The sequence below is a fragment of the Flavobacterium araucananum genome (assembly GCF_002222055.1).
In the GTDB taxonomy this organism is placed as follows: Bacteria; Bacteroidota; Bacteroidia; order Flavobacteriales; family Flavobacteriaceae; genus Flavobacterium; species Flavobacterium araucananum.
In genome coordinates this window covers 1-3,758 of the sequence record NZ_MUGS01000099.1, presented here as the reverse complement: position 1 = coordinate 3,758, position 3,758 = coordinate 1, and the positions used below count along the sequence as shown (strand labels likewise).

At 32.7% G+C, this 3,758-nt stretch carries 3 protein-coding genes and 1 pseudogene; 3 read left to right on the top strand and 1 reads right to left on the bottom strand.

Annotated features, from left to right (window positions below; all coding sequences use genetic code 11):
- The first annotated feature begins 37 nt into the window (after positions 1 to 37).
- The gene (locus tag B0A64_RS24225) at positions 38 to 379 is read left to right on the top strand and encodes a DUF2853 family protein (protein WP_089482016.1); all 342 of its coding nucleotides are present in this window, start codon (positions 38 to 40) and stop codon (positions 377 to 379) included.
- A gap of 58 nt (positions 380 to 437) precedes the next feature.
- Here the strand turns inward: B0A64_RS24225 and B0A64_RS24220 are convergent, their stop codons facing one another.
- Positions 438 to 1,787, bottom strand: coding sequence for a M28 family metallopeptidase (locus B0A64_RS24220; RefSeq protein ID WP_089482015.1), 1,350 nt, complete (start codon positions 1,785 to 1,787; stop codon positions 438 to 440).
- Positions 1,788 to 2,046: 259 nt separating this feature from the next.
- Here B0A64_RS24220 and B0A64_RS24215 point away from each other — a divergent pair, with 259 nt between their 5' ends.
- Both B0A64_RS24215 and B0A64_RS25660 read left to right on the top strand, forming a co-directional pair.
- The gene (locus tag B0A64_RS24215) at positions 2,047 to 2,901 is read left to right on the top strand and encodes a CvfB family protein (RefSeq protein ID WP_056253590.1); all 855 of its coding nucleotides are present in this window, start codon (positions 2,047 to 2,049) and stop codon (positions 2,899 to 2,901) included.
- Positions 2,902 to 3,621: 720 nt separating this feature from the next.
- Positions 3,622 to 3,758 (top strand): annotated as a pseudogene (locus B0A64_RS25660) (1,4-dihydroxy-2-naphthoyl-CoA synthase); the annotation flags it as partial.

Here is a 3,758-nt window from a genome sequence, read left to right as displayed (position 1 = left end):
TTAATTTTGGTTTTTATAAATCTAATTAAATTTTATTATGAGCACAAGAGAAGAATTAATTAAAAAGTATGCTGAAGACCTGAAAGAAAAATGCGGAGTAACACCCAATATAGATTTATTGACCAAAGTAACCATTGGTTGCGGGCCATCAATCTATAATCCGGATGCCTCTATCGTTGCCGGAAGTCAGCAATCTGAGTTAGATACCGTAAAGAATAGTTTTTTAGTAAAAAAGTTAGGTGTGCCTGATTCTCCGGCTTTATACACGGCAATAGACGAAGTTCTGGAAAAATATGGCAAATCGAACCGCAATAAATACCGCGTAGTTGTCTATTATTTATTAACGCTGCATTTTAAAAAAGAAAGCGTTTACAAATAAACAAGATTCAAATTGAAAAGAAAAGCGCCAATCCGGCGCTTTTTTTTTGAATATTTTTTTAACGAATTGGAACCGGAAAAACGGGTAAACTTGCATGACCCAGGGCATCTACTGTTTGTATGGCAAAAAAGTAATTGTCTTTAGAATAAGGAATTTCTGCCTTAGTATCTTTTACAAAAAATGTCTTTTCCCAATGAGCTGATGAAGTTTCTCTCATTAAAATCTGATAGCCATATTGGACTTTTTCGTCTGGTGCATTCCATGAAAATGCAGAAGAGTTTGAAAGATTTTTTACTTCGATACCTACATTTGTTGGTGCTTTTGGTGACCATGCTAAGTTGGCCAAAGTAGCCAGATTAGAACAGGTATTTTTTCTTAGATAATCAAAATCCATAAATTCGATAAGATCACCATATTTAATACCTTTTTCAGTTCTGAGATCCTGATGTTGGTGGTCAAAATTTTCATTCATTTCGCAAAAACGAACCGCAGTAAAGCCATTTTGGCTAAACGGAGTATGATCGCCGCCACGTAAAAAACGATCATTTCTATACACCAATTTTACCTTTAGCTGATCTACATATTGTTCTGTAACTGTTTTAATATAACGTGCCAATAATCGCGACGGACTGTCATTATCACGACTCGTTGATTTTCGCATTTTAGCCTCGTCTTCAGTTTCTAAAAACGGAATTGTTTCGCTAAAGATTCTGATTTGCGTATTGTCCCTCAAATTAGTTCCGCTCGATAAACTATTGCCAATCATATCATTATTCAGCATAGCAATAATATTCCAATTTGCAGCTTTGGCTAACTCCGCCAGATGACGCGCGCCATAAAGTCCTTGTTCTTCGCCCGTTACCGCCACAAAAATTATTGTTGCGGGAAATGCTCTTTTGCTCATAACTTTTGCCAGTTCAATTACCGCAGCAACACCCGATCCGTCATCATTTGCACCGGGAGCATCAGACTTCACATTCATAACATCAGATACCCTCGAATCAAGATGTCCGCTTATCACAAGCACACGATTATCATTGGGGTCCGTTCCTTTTAAGGTTGCCATTACATTGCCAAGCTGGCTGTCTTTTGCAATACGTTTTCCATCAGCTTTAACCGTAAAATAATCAATCTCAGACGTTAATCTACCGTTAGATTCCAGTGCATATTTATCAAATTCAGATTTTACCCATTGTTGCGCAGCACCAACACCTTTAGTCTTACTTTTAGTATCGCTTAAAGTATGTCTGGTACCAAAAGAAACAAGTTTTCGAACAGTTGCTTCCAGGTTTTCGGCTTTAATTTCGGTAATCATTTTTTTTATTTCCGGATCTTCAACAACTTGTGAGATAGCTATTTGAGTAAAAAACAGAAAAGTAAAAACAGAATAAAAAAGGGTCTTTTTCATTGATTTGGAGTTTTTTTGATTCTCAAATTTAATTAAAAAAAAATGAAAATCGTTTTTTTCAAAACCTTCCCAAAAGCATCTTCCAATTTATGTTCCTAATGCGTTAAATATAAACGTTAAAACATTAAAAAAAGAATAAATTTGAAAAAGAGGATGTATCTTGGTTTTTATCTAAAACATTTTTCGTTGTACCATTTTCAAACTTCGTACATTTGCACTTTAAAAACTCAGCTACTTTATAGCTTAGAACCTTATTATAATGATTGAAATAGGAAAATACAACACCCTTACCATATTACGTGATACCAAAGTTGGTTTATTTTTAGGAAATCCTGAAGAAGATCCTGAAGGAATTCACGATATATTATTACCAAATAAATACGTACCCAACGAATTTGAAATAGGCGAAGAACTTATTGTCTTTGTTTACTTAGACCACGAACAGCGCCCTGTTTCTACAACACTTGAGCCTTATATTTTATTGAATGAATTTGCACTTTTAAGAGTAAATTATATCAATCAGGTTGGTGCTTTTATGGATTGGGGAATGGAAAAAGATATTCTTGTTCCGTTTAAAGAACAAGCCCGCCCAATGGAAAAAGGAAAACGTTACCTCGTTTACCTTTATATGGACGAGAAGACCAATCGTTTGGTTGCTTCAAGTAAATTGAACCAATTTTTAAGCAATGAGAACTTAACGGTTGAAAAAGGCGAAGAAGTTGATTTGATCGTTTCGCATATTACCGAATTGGGAATTAACGTTATCATCAATGAGCAACACAAAGGATTGTTGTACAAAGATGAAGTTTATGATGATGCGATTAGAACCGGTGACAGAATGATTGGATTTATCAAAAACATTCGTCCTGATAATAAAATAGATGTTGCACTGCAAGTACAGGGATACCAGAGTATTGAGCCAAATGCAGAGAAAATTTTGGACGAGTTAAGAGCCAATCGCGGTTTTTTACGCCTTAACGACGCATCACATCCGGAAGATATAAAAACGGTATTAAAAATGAGTAAAAAGACTTTCAAAAAAGCAATTGGTGCTTTGTACAAAGACAAACTCATAGAAATTAAAGAAGACGGAATTTATCTTGTAAAAGAATAACTTCTTTAAAATTCTATTATAACAAGAAAGGCTGCTCATTACAAGCAGCCTTTCCCTTTTTATTCTAGTTTTAAAAAAAATTGTAATTAAAAAAAAACAGAAATAAAATAAATTCGAATCCAATCAAAAAATAAAAACTTTAAGAATTTTAGAAATTACTTCGTGATTAGGTATGTCTTTAAACAATCTATACATTTATATTCAGAATCGAAAAATCAATTTCACGGCTAGTCCATTTGGTTTGATAAAATAACTTGTAGAAAGTTTTAGTTAGCATTTTTTCCTCTTTTCGTAATCATTTTGATACTAATTACTAAACAATTCCAGCATTTAACCTTAGGTGTTACAGTCTCCTTTTCGAAGTTTCAACAAATGAATATATCATTTGCTCATTATTTAAGGGTTTACTAATAAAAACCATATAAAAATGAGCGACAAATTTTTTAAATTTTCTCAAAAAAATCATTTTTTAGGTTAATAAATCAGTGAAAGAAAATCAATCTTAAATCAGTGAAATAAAATGTATCTCATTGATTTCTAGGGTGTAAAATTACTTATTAATTTTTAAACCAAATGTTAAAAAATGTTATTTTTTGTACAGACATTGCAATTGTTAACATTAGAAGTCATTTTCTCACAGACTTAAATTAAATTGAGTAGGTAAAAATATAAAAATGCTTTATTTTTACGCTATAATTATTTAAAATAAAACAAATAGAAATGGATTGGATAACTGCCAGAGAATTTGAAGATATAACGTACAAAAAATGCAACGGAGTTGCAAGAATCGCTTTTAACAGACCAAATGTTAGAAATGCTTTTCGTCCTAAAACAACTTCAGAATTATACCAGGCTTT